The sequence below is a fragment of the Micrococcus cohnii genome (assembly GCF_014205175.1).
GTDB classification, from domain to species: Bacteria; Actinomycetota; Actinomycetes; order Actinomycetales; family Micrococcaceae; genus Micrococcus; species Micrococcus cohnii.
This window is the reverse complement of record NZ_JACHNA010000001.1, coordinates 2,193,786-2,213,290: the sequence shown is the minus strand read 5'-3', so window position 1 is coordinate 2,213,290 and position 19,505 is coordinate 2,193,786. Positions and strand designations below refer to the sequence as shown.

Genomic DNA, 19,505 nt, shown 5'->3' with positions numbered 1-19,505 from the left:
CTCGTCATCATTCACGGCGATCCCCGAGACCTGGATGCCGACGCGCCCTACGTCCTTGACACAATGGCCGCGTGGCAGCCTCCTCTCCCCTTCCCGTGCGCGACGGCGTCAATGCGACCCGCCTGCGCCTGCCCGCCTCCGGCTGGGCCACGGCGCAGGACTACATGCTGCACCGGTTCGGGCACGTGGACCCCGACGGAATCCGCCGGCGCTTCGCCGAGGGGGAGGTCGTGGCCGCCGACGGCACCGCCCTGACCCCCACGACGCCGCTCGGGGTGCACGAGGACCTCTGGTACTACCGGGACCTGCCCGACGAGCCCGAGATGCCCGTGCAGCACCGGCTGCTGCACCGCGACGAGCACCTCGTGGTGATCGACAAGCCCCACTTCCTCCCGACGACGCCCGGCGGCCGGTTCGTGCAGAACTCTGCCCTGGTGCGCCTGCGCCGCGAGCTCGGCGTCGACGATCTCGTCCCCTTGCACCGGCTGGACCGCGCGACGGCGGGCGTCGTCATGTTCTCCGCGAACCCGGCCACGCGCGGGGCGTATCACCTGCTGTTCGAGCGGCGATCCGTCACGAAGGTGTACGAGGCGGTCTCCGCACTGCCGACGACCGAGACCGGACCGGCCTCCCCCGTGCTGGACCGCTTCCCGCTCACCGTGCGCTCGCGCATCCGCAAGGACAAGGGCATCCTGCGCTCGGTCGTCGAGCCGATCCCCGTCGAGGCCTCGGGCAGGGCCGCGGGCGCCCCCGTGCGCACGCGTCGCTCCAATCTGTCCCATGCCGGGGCGAACGCGGAGTCCCGCATCGAGCTGATCCGCACCGGCCCCTCGCCCGGGACGCTCGCCGGCCGGCCCGTCGCGCACCTGCGCCTGCATCCGCGCACCGGCCGCACGCACCAGCTGCGCCTCCACCTGGCGGCGCTGGGGCTGGGCATCGCCTTCGACCCCTTCTACCCGGAGCTGCTCGACCCTGCGGACGACGACCTGGTCCGGCCGCTGCAGCTGCTGGCCCGGCAGATCTCGTTCACGGACCCGGTGACAGGGCAGCCGCGTCGCTTCGCCTCGGACGCGACGCTGCAGGAGGCGCCCCGCCCCGAGGACGGAGGGCGGGCATGAGCCCCGCCGAGCTGTTCGAACACCTCGGCGGCTGGTTCTACCTGATCACCGCGGGGCTCGTCGCGCTCGACGCCCCCGTGCCCCCGACGCCCTCCGAACTGTTCGTCATCGGCTCGGGCGCGCTGGCCTCCACCGGCGACGTCGGCGTCGTCCCCGCGATCCTGGCCGCGTGGCTGGGCTGCTGGGCCGGGGACATCGGGCTGTACGCCCTGTTCCGGCACCGGCTCACCCACGTCCTGGACCGCTGGGGCTGGGGCCGCCGCGTGCATCGGGGGATCCGCTCGCTGCTGGCGAAGGCCGGCCCCGCACCGTCGCTGGCGGGCCTGTTCGTGCTGCGCTTCGTCTCCGGCGGGCGCACCGCGTCAATGGCGGCCGCAGGCATCGCCGGGATCCGCTGGCGGGTGTTCCTCTGGTTCTCCGGGCTGGGCGCGTTCACGTGGAGCTGCTACATGGTGGGCCTGGGCTGGCTCACGGGCGAGGCGACCGGCCTGCCGTGGTGGGTGTCTGCTGTCATGGGGATGGTCTTGGGTACCCTTGCCGGGTTAGTCATTGCAGGGATCGTGGCCTGGCGGCGTCGTGCCGAGGCCGGCCGCGGCCCCGGAGAGAGGTGATCGTGGAGACACCGTCGTCCGAACCGTCGAACGGCCCGCGGGAGGCGCGCCCGCGCCGCGCTCTGGCCGCCGACCGCCCGCTGACCCGCCGCGAGCTGCGCGAGCACCGCCGACGGCTGGCCGGCGAGACGGACGCCGACGACACCCCCACCTCACCCGACGCCCGTGTGTCGCGTACCGGGTCGACCGCCGCGCCCGCGCGGGACGACGAACCAGAGCAGGCCCGGCACGACTCTCCCGAGGACACGACGAGGCAGCAGCGGCAGGACGACGCTGCGGACAAGCCGGCGCAGGAGCCGCAGGACGAGCCCGAACGCGAGCGCCGCAGCCTCTCCGAGATGCTGGACTCACTGGCCGGCCCCAACGTCACCCTGGACCGGCTGACCGCGCCCCTGGCCGGCCCGCTCGAGAAGGTCCTGCCCTCCGGCACCGAGGACGACCCGAAGAAGGCGGCCGAGGCGCGGCGCCGCCGAGCCGAAGCAGAGCGCCGCCGCCGCGAGCAGGCAGAGAACCGCCGTCGCCGTGCCGAAGAGACCGCGCGCCGTCGGGCCGAAGAGCATGAGCGCCTCGAGGCTGAGGCCCGCGAGCGTGAGGAGGCCGTCCTGGCGGCCCAGCACGAGGCGCAGCAGCAGCGCCGGCGTCGCGAGCAGGAGCGCCTGGACGAGGCCCGCGCTGCCGAGCGTGAGCGTCGCGACGCCGAGGCCGCAGCCGAGGCACGTCACCGCACCCAGCGCGAGCAGGCCCGCGTCGAGGCGGAGCGTCGTCAACGGGAGGCCGAGGCGGCGAGCGCCGCCGCGGTCGCCGCAGCCCACGAGCAGGCGCTGCAGGACCACGCCCTGTGGCTCGAGGAGCAGGAGCGGCTGCGCAAGGCCGAGCAGATCGCGGCCCAGCGCCGCGAGGAGCTCAAGCGCCGTCGTCGGCTCGAGGCCCAGGTGCAGAAACGGAAGAACGCCGAGCGGAAGCGCCGGGAGGCCGCCGAGGCCGAGCAGGCGAAGCAGGCCGAGCGCGACCGGCGCGAGCGGGAGGCCGCCGTGGCCGCCGAGCGCGCCCGTGTGCAGGCCGAGCGCCGCGCCCGTGAGGAGGCCGAGCAGGCCGAGCGAGATCGTCTCCGCGCCGAGGCCGAGGCCGAGCGCCGCCGACGGGAAGCGGAGGCCGCCGCGGCAGCCGAGGCAGCCCGGCTCGCGCAACTGGAGCGGGCCCGCGCCTTCGCTCGGGCCTCCGCGGCCTCCGCTTTGGGCCATGCCCGCCGCTGGGAGGACCGCCTCATCGCTGCGGAGGCCGCCGAGGCGGAGTACATCGCCGCCCACTTGCGCGAGCACCAAGAGCGAGAGACCCGTGCGCTGCGGGCCGCCGCAGAGCGCCTCGGCGGCTCGCTGTCCATCCCCGCGGCGGAGGACCGCCCTCTGCTGGCCGAGGTGAACGAGGACGTCTCCGACGCCGAGCTTCAGCGCCGCGCCGTCGAGTTCCTGCCCGAATGGCAGCGCCGCGACCGACTCGCGCAGAAGGCCCGAGCGATCGAAGCGGCGGCGTCCGGCCCCCAGGTGGACCCCGCGACCGGAGAGATCGCGCTGCCCTACGTCGCCCCCTATGCACCTCCGGTGTACGAGCCCGTGTCCCGGCCGACCGGCCGCGACCGGCTGCGGCAGATGTTCGTCACGCTGTCGGCCCTCGTCTTCGTCGCGGCGACGTTCTGGACCTCCGGTCTGCTGGACCGCGTGCCCGGCATGGCCGCGTTCGACTCCGGCTCCTACCTGAGTCAGCCCTCGGGCCGTTATCGGGCGGCCGCGTCCGTCGTGTCCCCGCTGTTCCTGCACGCGCTGACGTGGCCGGTGCTGTGGTTGCTCGTGCTCGCGTACGCCGCACACCAATGGACGCGACGGCAGGGGTATGCGCTGCGTCAGCGCCGCACGGGCTGGCTCGTCGGCGCAGCGCTTCTGCTGATGTCCGCCTGGGCGCTGCTGGCGGTGCACTCTCCCGTGGCCGTCGAGGCGATCCCGTGGCTCGCTGCGACCGCGTGCCTGGGCGTCGCGGTGCACCGGCTGAACCTGAGCACCGCCCGCAGCCGCACCGAAGGCCTGTTGACCGACGGGCCGATTGGAGCCCTCACCGGTTTCGCCCTGGCCTTCGCCCTGACGACGACCGCCGCGAGCCTGATCGGCCTGGGCGTGCGGGTCCCGTGGGTCGCCCCCGCCCTGTGGGGCCTGCTCGGGCTCGTGCCCGTGCTCCTGATCGGCGGACGTCTCGCGTGGAGCGAGCGCGGTCGCGTGTCCATCGCGGTGCCGCTGGGCCTGATGCTGCTGTGGATCGGTCTGCCCCGTCTGCTGCCGTCTCCGCTCGGGGCGATGCAGACAGACATCGTCGGCCTGACCGCCGTGTTCGGGGCGTTCGTGGTGTTCGTGGTGACCTGCACGCGCCGCTACCGCATCCTCGAGTCGGAGCGATTCGCCGCCCGCCACCCCGAGGCCGTCGCGCAGGCGGCCGCCCGGGGCGACGTCGACGACGAGGCGGTCGAGTCAGAGCGGGACGAGACCGTCGAGGCCGGGTCGGGCCGCGCCTGAGCGGCTCAGACCGCTCGCCAGCGTCCGCCGTCGCGGCGCAGCACATCGAGCCGGCCCGTCGTGGCCACGCCGGCGACCGCCTCTGCCATACGAGCCGCCGCGGCACGGGCCTCGTCGTCCTCGGCATGGCCGTTGGACGCGTCGACGGTGAAGCGCAGGACGATCCTCGGCACCCGGGCGACTACCTCGATGTCCCTGGCGGCGACCTCGTGCGTGGCCTGCAGAGCTGCCGTGGCCACGTCCATGACCTCCTCCGGACGATGGCCGGGGCGGAGGTCGCCGATCTGCAGGCGGGCGCGGAAGGAAGGCATGGATCCAGGCTACGCACCACCGCCTCGCACGACCGCCTCGCACCACCGCGTGAGGCAGGCCCGCACTGCGGCCGAGCGCGTCACGCGCTGAGCGGAACGGCGGTGACCGGACGTGCCAGCGTCGAGGAACTCGGGTAGAAATTGAGGCATGAGCGTGCGCACCCCAGACCCGAACCCCGGCTGGTTGTCCGAGGAGGACCTATCCGAGGCGCGACGCCGCCTGCCCATGGTCTACGTGGAGGCGCTGCCGGTGCGCGTGGACGCCCTCGGCTATGTCTCCGAGATCGGCCTGCTGTACGTCGCGGACAAGTCCGGCCACTTCGAGCGGACCTTCGTCTCCGGGCGCGTCATGTACCGCGAGACGGTGCGGGCCGCACTCATGCGCCACCTCGAGAAGGACCTCGGGCCCATGGCCTTCCCGCAGCTGCCGCCGTCGATCCAGCCGTTCACGGTGGCCGAGTACTTCCCGTCCCCCTCGGAGACGGGCCTGACGGACGAGCGCCAGCACGCGGTCTCGCTCGTGTACGTCGTGCCGGTCACGGGCGAGTGCAGCCCCCGGCAGGACGCGCTCGAACTGACCTGGCTCACGCCTCAGGAGGCCCTGAGCGAGGACGTGCAGGCGGAGTTCCTCGGCGGCCGCGGCAACCTGGTGCGCCAGGCGCTGGCCCACGTGGGATGGGGGCGCTGAGATGGTGAGCACGCACGGCACCTATCTGCGTCATGTGAAGGCGCAGGACGTCCACCCGGGCGACCGCTTCCTGACCCGCCGCGGCCAGACTGCGCCGGCCGTGGCCGCGGTGCGCACGGTCCGCGACGACTTCGGCACGCCCGCGCTGGTCATCGCCACCCTCGAGGGCGGTCGCGAGGTGAAGATCGCGCACGGCTCCGTGATCCGGGTGCGGACCGACCGGGCGGAGGCCGCTCCCACGCCGGAGACGACGTTCTCGCCGACCGACGCGGGCTCGCCGGAGTCGCGCGTCGTGGCCGTGGGACAGCGGCATCTGGACGACGTCGAGCTCACCGCCACGGCGGCGCGGCTCTCGCACGGGCTGAACCTGCGTTCGGGCGCTCACCTGGAGGATGTGCTCGGGATGGCCGAGCGCATGTACCTGCTGCACGAGGACACCGACGGCGCGCTCGAGGCGCTCGGCCTGCTGACGAACCTGCCGTGGGACGGGGCCGTCGGGCGGTGGAAGTCCGTGCAGGCGGCGCTCGGGCTGGCCGCGCAGATCCTGCGCGAGGACGACGACCACATCACCGCGGCGAACCTCGGCCGTCGGCTGCACGAGGCGGACGAGCTGCCCAGCGAGCCGGGTCGGGCCGCGCGCGTGCTCGAGGTGCGCCAGCGCCAGCTCAATGAGCCGCAGCTCTACGACCGGGAGATCTCCAAGGCGTTGCAGGCCGATGACACCGCCGCAGAACTGCGCTGGCGGCGCGCCCGCTGGACGACGCTGCTGTATCTGCGTGCCCGCGGCGGCTCGGAGACGTTCACGGACACGGACCTCGAGTCGCGGATCGCGCGCGAGGTGGAGACGATCCGCAGGCTGGAGCGGGAGGTCGAGCGGAACCGGTAGGCGCGGTGCCGCGGGGCGAGCCGGGCGCGGTGGCAGGGCGGTCGCGGAGCGGGCCGGGCGCGGTGGCAGGGCGGTCGCGGCGTCGGACCCGTCGCGGCCGCCGGTCAACCGCCGCCCTGCCCCACCCCAAGAGCGAACAAGTCGACTTCTTACGGTTATGAGCGCTCTCAGAAGCACGATAACTGTAGAAAGTCGACTTGATGCGGCCACCATCACACCGTCGGCGGCAGCGTGAGAGGCGATCCCGCCAGAGATCCGCAGTGGCGAGGAGCGCGCCACTCGCCACGCGCCACGAGCCGCTGACACCCTGTGCGCAGCCGGCGGCTACGGTCCCCGAGCCCACAGACCGCCACGTCCGAACGCGCACGTCCTGCACAACCACACGGGTCGGCCCTCTGATCCACTGCGCTCCCAGGGTGCGGACCGTCGACGGCACAGCCCGCAGCACCATGAGTGCATGCCCCGTCACCCTGCGCCTCTGCCACCACACCTCGCTGCCACGACGTTGACCCGCACCGACCTGGTTGACGCTGGCCTGAGCCCCCGACGGGTCGAGGCCAGTGACGTTGTGCGCGTCACCCGGGGCTTGTACCGACTCCGACAGCCGCCCATCAGACAATCCGTCGCGGAGGAGCCCCTTCCCGGCGGCACCTCCGAGCCTGGCCGGGCGAGGCATGAGACGGCGTCGAAGAATAGGCCCGCGCGTCAGATGCACGGCGGGTCGCGTCGACCGGCACGGTCCTCCACGACGGCGTCCACGACCCCAGCCGCACCGTGGACGCCCGATGACGCGGCCGCCCTGCAACGTCTTCACCCGCACCTGGTCCTGTCGCACCACACCGCCGCCCGCGTGCACGGCTTCCCCTTGCCAGACTGGGTGAACTCCCAGCGCACACTGCACGTAACCTCCCCGGCCTCACACTCGAGCCACCGAACCGACGTGGTGACGCACCGGCGACCGCTCGAGGACGCGGACGTGCAGTCGCACGGGGGACTGCGCACGACATCGCCGATCCGCACGCTGTGGGACCTGTGCGAACCGTCGTCGGGGCTGGACCACACGGATCTGGTGATCGCGGCGGACTCACTGATGCGGCAGGAGTGGGTCCCCGGCTTCGGGCTCGGCGAGATCCGGACGACGCGGGACGACCTCGAACGGGTCCGCTCACGTTTGGGTCGGTTCCACGGGTCACGACGCGCCCGCGCGGTGGCGTCGGACATGCGCGAGGCCGTCGCCTCACCACAGGAGACACGCACCCGGCTCATGCTCGTCGAGGCCGGGTTCCCCGTGCCCGAGGTGGCGTACCGGCTCCTGGACGAACGGGGATTCTCTGGGCCCGTCGTAGACCTGGCGTGGCCTCAGTGGCGCATCGTCATCCAGTACGAGGGGGCGCGGCATCGGACGCGGGAACAGCAGGAACGGGACGTCGTCCGGGACCGCTGGTGCGAGGAGCACGGCTGGTGCGTCGTGAAGGTGACGGCCGCGGACCTGCGCAACGGGTTGGTCGAGGTGGCGCCGTTGGTGCGGCGCCGCATCGCGCTGTTCGAGGCAGGGCGCGTGTGATGTCGGCTCGTGCGAGTCTGGCAGGGCGGACGTCGTGATGTCGGCTCGCTACGCCGACGCCTGCGCCCTCACTCCGACGCCCCCGCTATCACGCGGCCCCCACAATGGGTAGCCTCCCGCGCGGGACCGGCCCACAATGGGTAGCCCCCACGCGGGACCGGCCCACAACGGGTAGCCCCCACGCTGGCCCCATGCCGCCCCCACGCCGGAATCTTTGTGTCGACTTCCTACGGTTATGCCCCGCCCCTCGCTCTCCATAACCGTAAGAAGTCGACTTGTTCGGGAACGGGGTGCGCCCCCGGAGTGCACCCCTCCTGTGACGCCGGTCGCCCGCCGCGTTCTGCCGCTCCAGTACTCTGACCGGCATGCCGAGCACGCCCGAGACCGACGACGCCCACCGCACCGCCCCGGCCCGCAACGCTCCCGCCAACGCCACATGCGCGACCACCCCGGCCCGCCGCGACCCCGCTGACGCCACCCGCCGCACCCCCGGCACGTTTCTGCTGATCCAAACGCGCCCCGAGGACGACGCCGCGGCCTCCGAGTTCGAGGCCGTGCAGCGGCTGGGCGGATTCGTCGCGGATCAGCTGGTCCCCCTGCGTCTGGGCGCCGAGCTGCTCGACAGGCCTGCCCCCACGCACGACTGGCCGGCGCTCGTGGCCGAGCACGCGGGCGTCGTCCTCTCCGGCAGCCCCTACACGACCTCGGATGCCCCGGAGACGAAGTCCGCTGTGCAGCACCGAGTCGAAGCGGAGCTGCGGCTTCTGCTCGAGGCCGTCACCGCGGCCGACTCCCCGTTCCTGGGGTGCTGCTACGGCGTGGGTACCCTCGGCCGGTTCGCCGGCGGCACGGTGGACACCACGTACGGCGAGTCCGCGGGTCCGGTCGAGGTCGCCCTCACCGATGACGGCGCCGCCGACCCGGTGCTGGCCGGGCTGCCCCCGCGGTTTCATGCCTACGTCGGGCACAAGGAGGCGCTCACGACGCCCCCGCCCGGGGCCGTGACGCTCGTGCGCGGTCAGGCGTGCCCCGTGCAGATGTTCCGCCTCGGCCGCCACCAGTACGCCACGCAGTTCCACCCCGAACTGGACCAGGCCGGCGTGCTCGAGCGGCTGCGCATCTACCGCGACCACGGCTACATGGCCCCGGGCGACGCCGCCGCCACGTTCGCGCGCATCGAGGCGATCGACGCGGATCAGCCGCCGCGCGTGCTGGAGAACTTCCGCCGCGTCTACGAGTCCCGCGCTGACTGACCTGCCTTACCCGCCCGCGCCGGAACCCACGACCCGAGACACCGCACCCGAGCCGCCCCGCCTGACCCGCCCGCCTCAGCGCCGGATCATCGGGATCTGCATGGTCGGAGCGTCGGACTGCTGCACCCACTTGCGCCAGAACCACGGGAACAGCACGCACGCCACGCCCACCACCGAGCCCGTCACGGTCTCGGCCGCCCGATCCCAGATCAGGCCGGACCTATCGACCGATCCCGGGGCCAGGGCCGCGGCGGACAGCAGCGTCGAGAGCAACGCCAGCGGCGTGACGAAGACCTGCCCGAGCATGTACTGCCGCACGACGGTCAGCTCGGCGGCGAACTGCAGCAGCGCGACGATCAGCACCAGCAGCGGCAGCGGAGGGTTCAGGAACATGAGTCCCGCGGTGAGCGCCAGCCCGACGAACGTGCCGATCACGCGCTGCAGGCCGCGGTTGATGCGGTACCGCGTCGAATGCCCCGCCAGCGGGACGATCGCGGCGACCATCGCCCAGTAGCCGTGCTCCATGTCGAGCACCGGCCCCAGGGCCGCGGAGAGCGCACCGGCGAGCACGACGGCAACAAAGTGCCAGAACGCCTCCCAGTGGACCATCGTCCGCTCAAGCCCGACGACGCGGTCGGGGGCGGGCCAGCGGAAGCGCTCCACCCGGTGTGGGCGCAGCCACCGGGAACTGATCCCCACGGTGAGCGCGAACAGCACGGTGGACACGGCCGTCACCATGCCTTCGAGCACCGGCGGGTGCTCCGGCAGGGAACTGATCGCGCCGAACGCGAAGATCTGGAACAGCGACCCGGTCGGGCGCATGCGCCACAGTCCGGCGAGCCACGCCGAGCCCGAGGCGACGATCGCCGTGGCGAGCACCAGCCACGGGGTGTTGCCCGGCTCGGCGATCCCGGCGTGCCCGGCCACGGAGGCCAGCAGCATGACGACGATCAGCAGCGATCCGGCCCGCGCCTGCATGCGCACGCGCTCCCCGTGGGAGATGTTGCGTCCGTAGATGCCGGTGAACGCGCCGAAGGAGACGAAGACCGCGAGGTCCAGGCGTCCGAGCAGCAGCAGCGTCATCAGGGGAACGAACAGGGTGACGGCGCAGCGCAGCCCCGCCTCGTGGTCGCGGGCGGGCGGGCCCATGGTGAACAGCGCAGGCAGCGGATTGATGTCGGAGAGCCGGTGACGCTGCGCGGAGGAGTCCATGTCTCTTGGAATATCACTTTCCCGGTCTGCCGGTCAGGGCCTCGTGGCGGGGGTCACCGGGCCGAAGCTGTCTTGTCGATGTGCCGGCTACAGTGAGTGACATCATCGACGGATTTGACACGGGGGCGGCATACATGAACGACGAGCGACTGACACAGCTAGCAGCTACGTATGCGCGCGACGTGCGTCAGGCAACGTCCATGGGCGTCGCGGCAGAACCTGAGGCTCAGCTCACGGTTCCGATTGCCAACTTTCTGAGTCAGGTGGCAGAAGTGTCGGGGCTCGGTGAACTCGTTCTCCTGCGTGAAGCTCAGCTAGACGGCATACGACCTGATTTTGCGGCAAGTATCGACGGGCGGCCGTGCGGCTGGATCGAGCTCAAGGCGCCCGGCCACACCGTGGCAGGCGAGAAGTGGCGAGGACGGGAGAAGCGCCAGTGGGAGCTCCTCGCCCAGCTGGACGCCCTGCTCGTCACGAACGGCGAGGAGATCGCCTTGTACGTGTCCGGCACGCGGATCGAGACTGCCACTCTGCCCATCGATGGGCACGAGGGGTGGACGCCGACACGGTTGCGGACGGTGCTGGAACAGTTCACGCTTGCCCAGCCCCGGCCGATCACCCGGGTGAGCCAGCTCGCCGACCGTCTGGCCCCGTTGGCCCGCTTCCTCCGGGAGCGGCTCGCCGAAGGTCTGGAGCACCGGTACGCGTCCGTCCTCGAGGCCAAGGAGGCCTGGGATCGGACGGTTCACCAGACGACGACGGACGCCCAGTTCGCCGGTGACGTCGCCCAGGTGGTGGCGTACTCCATGGCGATCGCGGGCCTCTCCGGCCAGGCGGACCGGAACGCGGACGGTGTGGTCACGCTGGAGGAAGCGAAGCGGGCGCTGGAGACGGCGCATCGCAACGTGCTGGCGGCCTCCCTCGGGCCGATCCTGGGCATTCCGGCGCTCATGGAGTTCATTCAGCCTGAGGTGGGCGCCATTATGCGGCTCGTCTCGAGCATGGACGTGCCTGCCATCGAGCGCTCCACCGACTCCCGCGGCGAGCCTTGGCTCTGGTTCTACGAGGACTTCCTGCAGCGCTACGACCCCGCAGCCCGCAACCAGGCAGGTGTCTACTTCACCCCGATCAGTGTGGTGCAGTGCCAGGTGCGAGTCATCGACCAGCTCCTCCGCGAGCGCTTCGGCCAGTCCCTCGGCTTCGGTGCCCCGTCCGTGGTCACACTGGACCCGGCGACAGGCTCCGGCACGTATCCGCTGGCGATCATCGACCGGGCCGAGGCAGTCGCGCGAGAGGAACGTGGACCCGCCGGGGCCAAGCAGGTGGCCAAGAACCTCACGAAGAACCTGTTGGCCTTCGAGCTGCTCCCGGGCCCGTACTCCGTGGCACATCTGCGGATCGGCCAGCGGCTCGCGGAGACACAGGGGCACGCTTTCCAGGCGGAGGAGATCGGGGTGTACCTGACCGACACCCTGGAGGACCCCTCCGCTGGCATGGCGCCGGGACTGTTCGGCGACGCACGGGTCCTGGCCAAGGCTGCGGAGGCTGCCCGTCGGATCAAACGGGACCGGCGCATCACCGTGGCCATCGGCAACCCGCCCTATGACCGGGCGACCTCCGGGACGGGAGGCTGGGTGGAGCAGGGGGACGCGGGTGGATCCGCCCTCTTCGACGACGTGATCGGGCCCGCCAAGGAGCAGGGTGTGATCTTCTCCGCGCAGGCGTCCCTCTACAACCTCTACGTGTACTTCTGGCGATGGGCCATCTGGAAGGCGTTCCAGCAGGACCCCGGGGACCGGGCGGTCATCTCCTTCATCACCGCGTCGTCGTGGCTGACCGGCCCGGCCTTCGTGGGCCTGCGTGACCTGGCCCGTCAGACGGCCAGTGAGATCTGGGTGATGGACCTCGGCGGTGAGGGCCGCGGCGCGCGCCAGGAGGAGAACGTCTTCGACATCCAGACCCCGGTGGCCATCGTGACCCTGGTGCGCACCGGCAAGGCGGCACGGGAGGCGTCCGTGTACTACCGGCGCTTCCGGGGCACCCGCGGGGAGAAGTTCGCGACCCTCGACTCCGTGTCCCGCCTGGATCCCGACGACGGCACGTGGCAGCGCCTGCCCGGCACCGCGGGCGACCCCCTGGCCCCGGCCAGCGGCGACGAGGCGTGGGCGGCCATGCCGGCCCTGGCGGACCTGTTCCCCTGGCAGCAGCCGGGAATCAAATACAACCGGGCGTGGCCAGTCGCCCCGGATCAGGAGACGCTTCGGAGGCGATGGCGGGAGCTGCTCGTCGATCCGTCTGCGGACGCTCGGGCTAAGAAGTACGTGACGGGAAACTCCGGGCGCACCATCCACACAGCAGTGGCCGGCCTGACCCCACTGGCAACGCTGCCCGCCGAAGCCCCGCACCAGCCGATCACCAGGGTGGCGTGGCGGTCCTTTGATCGCCAGTGGACGTTCGACGACCCCCGATTGGCCAAGACCGACAGCCCAGCATTGTGGCAGTCGCTCTCGGACCGGCAGCTGTTCCTCATCTCCCCCAAGACGGCCCGCATCAGCGGCGGCCCCGCCGTCACAGCGGCGACGGCCGTGCCGGACCTGCACTACTTCGTCGGCTCCTACGGCGGCAAGGACGTCATCCCGCTGTATCGGGACGCGGAAGCAACCCAGCCGAACGTGACGGCGGGACTGCTCGAGGTGTGGGGCGGGCGACTGGGCCGAGACGTCACACCGGAGGACCTGGCCGCGTACGTGATGGCGATGGTGGCCCACGACGGGTACGTGCAACGTTTCGATGAGGCCCTGGAGGGCAGCCCGGTCCGGGTCCCGCTGACCGCGGACCCGGCGCTGTTCGCCCGGGCAGTACAGCTGGGCGAGCGGCTGCTGTGGCTGCAGACCTACGGTGAGCACTTCACCGGTGAGGGCCGCCCCGCCGGCCGGGTGCCGCGGATCCCCGGCCTCGGCTGGGAGCAGGCGGTCACAGCTCTGCCCGCCTCGCCGCGCGGGGTCACCTACGATCCGGCGGCGGAGAAGCTGAGGGTGGGGGACGGCGTCGTCTCGGGCGTCTCTCCGGAGGTGCGAGCGTTCAGCGTCTCCGGGATGAACGTCCTGGACAAGTGGCTGGGTGCCCGCACGGCCACGGGCATCGGCCGCGCGGCGGGGAAGGCCGCCACCCCGCTGGACCGCGTTCGCCCCACCGTGTGGGCGGATGAGTGGAACGACGAGCTCCTAGACCTGCTGCGGGTGCTCACAGAGACCGTGGCCCTGGGCGAGGAGCAAGCGACGCTTCTCGACGCCGTCCTAGCCGCCGAGCTGATCCGGACCGACGAGCTCCCCGAGCCGAGCACCGCCGAGCGCACGGTGCCGAAGACCATCCGGCAGGACCGGCGTTCCGCCCAGGGGGAGATGTGGTGACGACAGACCCCAGGGAGAAGTCCCTGCGCCTCTGCTACCTGGACGAATCCGAGCAGCACAGAGCCGACCGCTACTACGTCGGAGCCCTTGTGGTCGATGCAGAACAAGTCCGCTCCATCGACCGAAGTCTGGACAAGCTCCACGAACAGTTACGGGCAGACCACCCCTCAGCAGTTCCCACTGAACTCGAGTTCCACGGTCACGCGATGTTCCAAGGCGAGGAGGGCTGGTCAGGCGTGGACCCGGGCACCCGAGCCTGGGCCAGCCAGAAGGCCGTCGAGCTGATCTGCAGCCATGAGCCGTGGTTCGGCTTCCAGGGAGTCGACACCGAGGGCCTTCGTCACCGCCCGGGCTGGGAAGACCAGGAACCGTATCTGGTGGTCTCGGGCCAGCTGTTCAACCGGATCCACCGGCGGTCCCGGTTGGTGTCAGGTGGACTGATGGTCATCGCCGACGAACATCACCTGCGGGAGGACAGCCGGTTGCGCTACCAGCGCATGCGGTCGGAGTCGGTCAAGGGGCTCACGGACGGCAAGCTGGGCCAGCTCTTGGACACGATCTACTTCGGTCCGTCGAACCGGAGTCGGCTGCTGCAGGCGGTGGACGTCCTCACCTACTTCGAGCAACGCCGACGACATGTTCAGGAGAAGCACCCAGAGGCGGTACGGCGCATGAACAACATTGGGAAATCGCTGGATTCCGTCCTCGCTCATGACTACGTCTGGCGCCCCTGAGCCTCGACACACGAAACCCCCGCTCGAAGGCGGGGGCCCGGTTGGATGGAAGACGCCGAAGCGCGTCCCATGTGTGTAACCATACACGACATCTCCGGTGTTGTCCCACATGCCGCGCGCCGAGGCGACGCAGGACGTCAACAGATGGCGTCGGGCCGTCCGGGGCTCCCCACTACTCTGGACGCCATGTCCAACACTGCGCAGACCCATGCCGAAATGCGTGCGGCAGCCGCACCGCCTCCGTGTCCTCAGTCCGCCGCCCCGTCACCCGAGGGCTTCGCCCCCGCCCACCCGGCCGAGTTCGGCTTCGAGGTGACCCATCGCATGGAGCCCGTCGGCGGCGCCCCGACGACCGGGCAGGGCGCGGGCCTGGGCCGGACCGGCGTCATCACCACCCCGCACGGGAGCATCCAGACCCCGGCGTTCATCCCCGTGGCCACGCAGGCGACCGTCAAGGCCGTGCTCCCGGAGTCGATGGCGCAGCTCGGGGCCCAGGCCCTGCTCGCCAACGCGTACCACCTGTACCTGCAGCCGGGCGACGACCTGCTCGACGAGGCCGGCGGGCTCGGCGCGTTCATGAACTGGCCGGGCCCCACGTTCACGGACTCCGGTGGATTCCAGGTGATGTCCCTGGGCTCAGGGTTCAAGAAGGTCATCGACATGACCGGCCCCGACGCCCCCTCCGGCGCGGGCGCGGACGACGCGGTCGCCCCCGGCAAGGAGCGCCTGGCGAACGTCGACGACGACGGCGTCTGGTTCAAGTCCCACCTGACCGGGGACCGGCACCGGTTCACCCCGGAGCGCTCCGTGCAGATCCAGCACAACCTCTGTGCGGACGTCATGTTCGCCTTCGACGAGCTGACGACGCTGCACAACTCGCGCGGCTACCAGGAGGAGGCGCTCGAGCGGACCCGTCGCTGGGCCCAGCGCTGCCTCGACGAGCACGCCCGGCTCACCCGCGAGCGCGCCGACCGGCCGTACCAGGCGCTGTTCGGCGTCATTCAGGGCGCCCAGTACGAGGACCTGCGCCGGAGGGCGTGCCGGGACCTGTCCGGGATGCGCGCCCCGTTCGCGGCCGCGGGCGAACACGGGGCGGCCGAGAACGGGTTCGACGGCTACGGCATCGGCGGGGCGCTGGAGAAGGCGAATCTCGGCACGATCGTCGGCTGGTGCGCCCAGGAGCTGCCCGAGGACCGGCCCCGGCATCTGCTCGGCATCTCCGAGCCGGACGACCTGTTCACCGCGGTGGAGAACGGCGCGGACACCTTCGACTGCGTCTCCCCCACCCGCGTGGCCCGCACGGGCGCGTTCTACACCCGCGACGGCCGCTACAACCTGCCGGGAGCGAAGTATCGGCGGGACTTCGGCCCGCTGGACCCCGAGTGCGACTGCTACACGTGCGCCCATTACTCGCGGGCGTACCTGCGGCACCTGTTCAAGGCGAAGGAGATGGTGGCGCACACGCTGATCTCGATCCACAACGAGCGGTTCACCGTCTCCCTCGTGGACCGCATCCGCGCGGCCATGGCCGACGGGAGCTACGCCGAGCTGAAGGCCGAGACCCTGGGGCGGTACTACGCGCCGAAGGGCTGAGTCGGGCGCGGGGGGTGAGGAGCCGCTGTGCGTGATGTCTCCGTCCCGATACCGTCAGAGGTTCGCGGTGACGTAGCGCCGCCAGCCGATCACGAGGGGCAGCACGTACCAGAGGGACAGTGACGAGAAAACGGCGAGTGCGGGCGGCATCTCGACGCCCTGGTCCGCGACCGCCAGGGACAGCGGGGTGAGGCTCTGCAGGTAGCCGTCGTGGTCGTGCAGAACGCTGGAGGCGAAGAGGTTCCAGCCCAGCGTCACGGCCACGACGGCGAGGCTCGAGAGCAGGAACCCGCGGATCAGGGACACCATGCCGTATCCGAAGAAGGACGCCAGTAGCGTTGCGACCAGGCCCGCGTAAAGCTGCGACCAGCCGCCGCCCCATTGCACTTCTCCGCCTCGTGCAAGGCTTATGCCGACGGCACCGAGTGTGACGGCGGCCGAGGCGAACAGGTAGAGCCCGACCGCGACGATCAGCACGGCCAGGAGTTTCGCGACGAACAGAGCTGAGCGCGAGGAGACCATGGGGACGGTGGTCCCGGCCGTACCGTGAGTCCACTCTCCGGATGCCGCGAGCACGACGACGAGGGCGATGGTCAAGGGTGCGACGAGCACGACCATGCCGAGCGCTTCTGCCACGGGGACAGAGCTCGACTCACCGTGCAGGAGGAAGACGACGCCGGCGACGAGGCCGAGCGTCGCCAGCGCGGCGAGCACCAGGGCCACGAGACTGCCGCGGGTGTCGAGGATATGGCGCACTTCGTGGTGCAGGAGAGCACGCATCATCCGTCCTTCCGGTCGGTCGTCATGGACATGAACAGCTCCTGCAGGTCGGTGCGGGCCTGGCTCAGATGGAGCAAGGGCACGCCCGCCTCGAGCGCGGCCTGACCGACGGCTTCGGGCGAGGCCTGCACCGTCGCCGTCTCTGCGGACCAGGTGTGTTGCATTCCTCGCGCGGTGAGTGCACGAGTGAGGGCGTCCGGGTCGGCGGCGGCCACGTGGGTTCCTCGCAGCCGGAGCAGGTCGTCGGCGGCCCCGTCCGAGACGACTCGGCCCCGGTCGATCACGACCAGGTGGTCGGCCACGACCTCGACGTCGCGCAGCAGGTGGCTGGAGATGAGTACGGCCGCACCGGACTCGGCTGCGGAGCGGATGGTGTCGTGGACCCATGCCGTGCCGTAGGCGTCGAGGCCGTTGGCGGGCTCATCCAGGACGAGGGCGCGGGGGTCGCCGATCAGGGCCACCCAGAGGGCCAGGCGTTGTCGCATGCCCAGGGACAGGGCCCCGACGCGCTTGCGTCCTTCGCGTCTCAAGCCGACGCGGTCCAGCATGGGGCCGACCCGGTCTCGTCCCACACCGGCGAGGATCGTCGCCAGGCGGAGGGTCTCGCGAACGCTGCGTCCGGGGTGCAACGCGGTGGCGTCGAGCGCGAAGCCGATGTGCTGGGCGGGCGGCTGTCCTGATCGCAGGCTCATGGCGGGAGAGAACACTCTGCCCGCATCTGGCCGGACGAGTCCCGCGATGCACTTGAACAGGGTGGTCTTGCCGGCGCCGTTGGCCCCCAGCAAGGCCGTGACGTGCCCCGGTTCGGCTCGGAACGACACGTCACTCAGCACGTCCTTGCCGCCGAACGCGTGGCTGAGCTGGGCGACTCCGACCGCGCCGTCGTTCGTGGACATCCCCGTTACTGCCATGTTCCGCACCCCCGTAGCACCGTTCGAGTCCGACACTATCCGAGCCCGGTGACCCACCGATGGCTCCGGCACAGCACCCTGCACACGCTCCTTGGATCACGATCATGACCTTCACCGAGTGGCCGCGCGGGACCGCCCCGTCCCGACACGACCAGCGCCCGCCCGGCTCACAGCCGGACGGGCGCCGTGGTGTCGGTCCTGGAAGCGACGCGAGGAGCCGATGCGCGGGACCGACGCGAGGAGCCGACGCGGTCAGTCGATCTGGATCTCGCCCATCGGGCCAAAGCCCTCGGCGTCGATCTGCTCAGAGATGATCTGCGGGGTCTTCGCCAGCAGCGGGCGCATCGCGTCGATGCCCTCCTGGAAGTGCGGCGACTCGACGTGGGCCTTCGCGCCCTCATCAGTGAATCCCTCGAGCAGGAAGTACTCGTTCTTCTCGCCTTCGACGGGCTGGTACCACTCGAAGAACATGTTGCCCTCCTCCGAGCGGACGTTGGCGGTGTACTGGGCGACCGCGTCCATCCACTGGTCGGCGAGCTCGGGCTTCACGGTGAACTTCAGGTTGATCAGAATCATGCGTCCTATTCTGGCCCACGACGAAGGGAGCATGTCCATGACCACCCTGCCCGCACCCCTGCGCCTCAACGACGCCGCCCGCGCACGCATGCACGAGGACTACCGGCACCTGCATGCCCACCCCGAGCTGTCGATGCAGGAACACGAGACGGCCGCCTGGATCGAACGGCAGCTCGCCGAGCTCGACGTCCCGCACTTCCGCTGCGGCGGCACCGGCGTCGTCGCCGTCCTGACCAACCCCGAGACGCCCGACGGGCCCGTCGTCGCCTTCCGCGCCGATACCGACGGCCTCCCGATCGCCGAGCAGACCGGCCTCGAGTACGCTTCCGCGGCGCGCTCCGCCCTCCCGGACGGCACGCAGGTGCCGGTGATGCACGGCTGCGGCCACGACACGCACATCGTCAGCGCCCTCACGGCCCTGCGCCGTCTGCACGCCGCGCCGCAGGTGTGGCAGGGCACGGTGGTGTTCGTGTTCCAGCCCGGCGAGGAGACCGCCGCCGGGGCCCGCGCCATGCTCGACGACGGCCTCTGGGACCGGGCACCCCGGCCGCAGGTGCTCCTCGGCCAGCACGTGATGCCGCTGGCCGCGGGCTCGGTCTTCGTCACCCCGGGCACCGCCATGGCCCGCGCCGATTCCCAGGCCATCACGTTCCACGGCGTGCAGGCGCACGGCTCGCAGCCCCAGGCCTCGATCGACCCGATCCTCCTGGCCTCCCACGTGGTCACCCGGCTGCAGGGGATCGTCTCGCGCGAGGTCGACCCCCGGGACATGGCCGTCGTGACCGTCGGCACGTTCCACGCCGGCGTCAAGGAGAACATCATCCCCGCCAGCGCGGAGATCGCCCTGAATGTGCGCACCTACTCCAGCGAGGTGCGCGAGCGGGTGCTGGGCGCCATCGAGCGCATCGCCCGCGCCGAGGCCGAGGCCTCGGGAGCGCCCGCGCCGACCTTCCGACGCCTCTCGAGCTTCCCACGCTGCCACAACGACCCCGAGCACGCCGAGGCCGTGGCTGGGGCGCTCCGCGCGGAGCTGGGCGAGCAGAACGTGACCGCCCCCGCCCCGTTCACCGGCTCGGAGGACGTCGGCGCGCTCGCCGACGCGATCGAGGTGCCGATGGTCTACTGGTTCTTCGGCGCCTTCACCGGCGACGACCCCGAGTCGGTCCCGGGCAATCACCACCCGGGGTTCGCCCCCGAACTCGCGCCGGCCCTGGACACCGGGCACCGCGCCGCCCTCGCCGGGCTGCTGGCCTATGTCGGCCGCTGAGGGTCCCATGGTGCAGACCGAGCCGACGGCCAG

General features: G+C 71.4%; 16 protein-coding genes. 11 read left to right on the top strand and 5 right to left on the bottom strand.

Features of this window, described 5'->3' with window-relative positions; all coding sequences use genetic code 11:
* The first annotated feature begins 71 nt into the window (after positions 1-71).
* The 3 genes from HDA30_RS10085 to HDA30_RS10075 are packed head-to-tail and all read left to right on the top strand — an operon-like array spanning position 72 to position 4,287.
* Positions 72-1,118 carry a pseudouridine synthase gene (locus HDA30_RS10085; RefSeq protein WP_158497077.1) on the top strand — a complete coding sequence of 349 codons (1,047 nt, stop codon included), beginning with the start codon at positions 72-74 and terminating at the stop codon, positions 1,116-1,118.
* Positions 1,115-1,729: a DedA family protein gene (locus tag HDA30_RS10080; protein WP_158497076.1), complete on the top strand. Its 615-nt coding sequence runs from the start codon at positions 1,115-1,117 to the stop codon at positions 1,727-1,729. The genes HDA30_RS10085 and HDA30_RS10080 overlap by 4 nt, the downstream gene beginning before the upstream one ends.
* A 2-nt stretch (positions 1,730-1,731) precedes the next feature.
* Complete coding sequence (locus HDA30_RS10075) at positions 1,732-4,287, top strand: hypothetical protein (RefSeq protein ID WP_184242138.1); 2,556 nt, start codon at positions 1,732-1,734, stop codon at positions 4,285-4,287.
* A gap of 5 nt (positions 4,288-4,292) precedes the next feature.
* Here HDA30_RS10075 and HDA30_RS10070 read toward each other — a convergent pair whose 3' ends face one another.
* Positions 4,293-4,598, bottom strand: coding sequence for a hypothetical protein (locus tag HDA30_RS10070; RefSeq protein ID WP_158497074.1), 306 nt, complete (start codon positions 4,596-4,598; stop codon positions 4,293-4,295).
* A gap of 148 nt (positions 4,599-4,746) precedes the next feature.
* Between HDA30_RS10070 and HDA30_RS10065 the strand changes: the two genes are divergently transcribed.
* From HDA30_RS10065 to HDA30_RS10050, 4 genes are all read left to right on the top strand, one after another.
* Positions 4,747-5,286, top strand: a complete 540-nt coding sequence (locus HDA30_RS10065; protein ID WP_158497073.1) for an NUDIX hydrolase family protein — start codon at positions 4,747-4,749, stop codon at positions 5,284-5,286.
* Position 5,287: 1 nt separating this feature from the next.
* Positions 5,288-6,172 (top strand): DUF6707 family protein, encoded by an 885-nt coding sequence (locus HDA30_RS10060; protein WP_158497072.1) that lies wholly within the window; start codon positions 5,288-5,290, stop codon positions 6,170-6,172.
* A 976-nt stretch (positions 6,173-7,148) separates the two neighbouring features.
* Positions 7,149-7,736, top strand: a complete 588-nt coding sequence (locus HDA30_RS10795; protein WP_184242136.1) for a DUF559 domain-containing protein — start codon at positions 7,149-7,151, stop codon at positions 7,734-7,736.
* A 365-nt stretch (positions 7,737-8,101) separates the two neighbouring features.
* Complete coding sequence (locus HDA30_RS10050) at positions 8,102-8,989, top strand: glutamine amidotransferase (RefSeq protein WP_184242134.1); 888 nt, start codon at positions 8,102-8,104, stop codon at positions 8,987-8,989.
* 75 nt (positions 8,990-9,064) lie between these two features.
* Here HDA30_RS10050 and HDA30_RS10045 read toward each other — a convergent pair whose 3' ends face one another.
* Positions 9,065-10,201, bottom strand: a complete 1,137-nt coding sequence (locus HDA30_RS10045; protein WP_246418742.1) for an FUSC family protein — start codon at positions 10,199-10,201, stop codon at positions 9,065-9,067.
* A 398-nt stretch (positions 10,202-10,599) separates the two neighbouring features.
* Here HDA30_RS10045 and HDA30_RS10790 point away from each other — a divergent pair, with 398 nt between their 5' ends.
* From HDA30_RS10790 to tgt, 3 genes are all read left to right on the top strand, one after another.
* On the top strand, positions 10,600-13,611 hold the full coding sequence (locus HDA30_RS10790; RefSeq protein WP_221419072.1) for a type ISP restriction/modification enzyme: 3,012 nt from the start codon (positions 10,600-10,602) through the stop codon (positions 13,609-13,611).
* The gene (locus HDA30_RS10035; RefSeq protein ID WP_184242132.1) at positions 13,608-14,345 is read left to right on the top strand and encodes a DUF3800 domain-containing protein; all 738 of its coding nucleotides are present in this window, start codon (positions 13,608-13,610) and stop codon (positions 14,343-14,345) included. The genes HDA30_RS10790 and HDA30_RS10035 overlap by 4 nt, the downstream gene beginning before the upstream one ends.
* A 216-nt stretch (positions 14,346-14,561) precedes the next feature.
* On the top strand, positions 14,562-15,938 hold the full coding sequence (gene tgt / locus HDA30_RS10030; RefSeq protein ID WP_221419303.1) for a tRNA guanosine(34) transglycosylase Tgt: 1,377 nt from the start codon (positions 14,562-14,564) through the stop codon (positions 15,936-15,938).
* A 54-nt stretch (positions 15,939-15,992) separates the two neighbouring features.
* Here tgt and HDA30_RS10025 read toward each other — a convergent pair whose 3' ends face one another.
* The 3 genes from HDA30_RS10025 to HDA30_RS10015 form a co-directional block, all read right to left on the bottom strand.
* Entirely contained in the window at positions 15,993-16,721 is a 729-nt protein-coding gene (locus tag HDA30_RS10025) for a hypothetical protein (protein WP_184242130.1), read from the bottom strand.
* Positions 16,718-17,629, bottom strand: a complete 912-nt coding sequence (locus tag HDA30_RS10020) for an ABC transporter ATP-binding protein (RefSeq protein WP_221419071.1) — start codon at positions 17,627-17,629, stop codon at positions 16,718-16,720. The genes HDA30_RS10025 and HDA30_RS10020 overlap by 4 nt, the downstream gene beginning before the upstream one ends.
* A 252-nt stretch (positions 17,630-17,881) precedes the next feature.
* Positions 17,882-18,205: a putative quinol monooxygenase gene (locus HDA30_RS10015; RefSeq protein ID WP_145493088.1), complete on the bottom strand. Its 324-nt coding sequence runs from the start codon at positions 18,203-18,205 to the stop codon at positions 17,882-17,884.
* A gap of 37 nt (positions 18,206-18,242) precedes the next feature.
* Here HDA30_RS10015 and HDA30_RS10010 point away from each other — a divergent pair, with 37 nt between their 5' ends.
* The gene (locus HDA30_RS10010) at positions 18,243-19,472 is read left to right on the top strand and encodes an amidohydrolase (RefSeq protein WP_184242127.1); all 1,230 of its coding nucleotides are present in this window, start codon (positions 18,243-18,245) and stop codon (positions 19,470-19,472) included.
* Positions 19,473-19,505: the final 33 nt, after the last annotated feature.